Source organism: Lutibacter sp. (assembly GCF_041596795.1).
In the GTDB taxonomy this organism is placed as follows: domain Bacteria; phylum Bacteroidota; class Bacteroidia; order Flavobacteriales; family Flavobacteriaceae; genus Lutibacter.
Genome location: NZ_JBFHHX010000280.1, coordinates 1 through 1,625 on the forward strand (window position 1 = coordinate 1; position 1,625 = coordinate 1,625).

Annotated in this window: 1 protein-coding gene; it reads left to right on the forward strand. The window is 29.5% G+C overall.

What is annotated here, in order from left to right:
* Nucleotides 1–1,625: DNA gyrase/topoisomerase IV subunit A (locus tag ABY298_RS16285; protein ID WP_372747092.1), on the forward strand; the 1,625-nt coding region annotated here is incomplete at both ends.

The window sequence follows — 1,625 nt, forward strand, 5'->3', positions numbered from 1 at the left end:
GATGCTTTGTTTGCTTTCACAAATTGTGAAAACTCTATTTCACCTTTGTGTTGTGTTATTGATGATAATAAACCTGTTTTTATTGGCGTTTCTGAAGTTCTAAGACGATCCACTGATCATACAGTTGAATTGCTGAAAATGGAATTAGAAATTCAGTTAAATGAATTAGAAGAACAATGGCACTTTGCATCATTAGAACGTATTTTTATTGAAAATAGAATTTATCGTGACATTGAAGAGCAAGAAACCTGGGAAGGCGTTATAAAAGCTATTGATGAAGGTTTAAAACCGCACATTAAACATTTAAAACGTGCTATTACAGAAGAAGATATTGTTCGTTTAACTGAAATCAGAATTAAAAAAATATCAAAATTTGATATTGATAAAGCAAAACAATTTATTGAAAGTTTAGAAGATAAAATAGCAGAGGTTAAAAATCATCTAGCCAATTTAATAGATTTTGCCATAGACTATTTTAAGAACCTAAAGTTGAAATATGGAAAAGGCAAAGAACGTTTAACAGAAATTAGATTGTTTGATGATATTGTTGCTACCAAAGTAGTAATGCGTAACACAAAATTATATGTAAACCGTGAGGAAGGTTTTGTAGGTACATCATTAAAAAAAGATGAATATGTTGATGATTGTGCCGATATTGATGATATTATAGTGTTTAGAAGAGATGGTGTTATGATGATTACTAAAGTTGATTCAAAAACTTTTGTAGGAAAAGACATTATTCATATTGCAGTATTTAAAAAGAATGATAAACGTACTGTGTATAATATGATTTACCGTGATGGTAAAAGTGGCCCAAGTTATATGAAACGCTTTAATGTTACTGGGGTAACACGCGATAAAGAATACGATTTAACAGCCGGAACTAAAGGCTCATCGGTATTATATTTTACCGCAAATCCAAATGGAGAAGCAGAAACAGTTTCTATTGTTTTAAGAGCAGTTGGATCTATTAAAAAATTAAAATGGGATATAGATTTTTCCGATTTAGCAATTAAAGGAAGAAGCTCAAAAGGAAATACTGTAACCAAATATGCTATTAAAAAAATTGAATTAAAAAGCGAAGGAGTTTCTACTTTAAAACCACGTAAAATTTGGTTTGATGAAACTGTACAACGTTTAAATGTTGATGAAAGAGGTGATCTTTTAGGCGAATTTAGAGGCGAAGATAGATTGCTTATAATTAACCAAAAAGGTATTGTAAAAACCATAAAACCAGAGTTAACAACACATTTTGATAACGATATGATTGTGTTGGAAAAATGGATTCCTCAAAAACCAATTTCAGCTATTTATTTTGATGGTGAAAAAGAAAAATACTTTATAAAACGGTTTATGATTGATAACCCAAATAAAGAAGAAGTATTTATTTCTGAACATCCAAAATCGCAACTAGAAATTGTTTCTACAGATTACAGACCAATGGCTGAAATCACGTTTTCTAAACGAAGTATTGAAAATATGACTATTAATTTAGAAGAGTTTATAGCTGTTAAAGGAATAAAAGCTTTAGGAAATCAGTTAACTTCTGATAAAATTAAGCAAGTAACGTTATTAGAATCATTACCTTATGTTCCAGAAGAAGTTGATGATGTTGAAGTAAATGA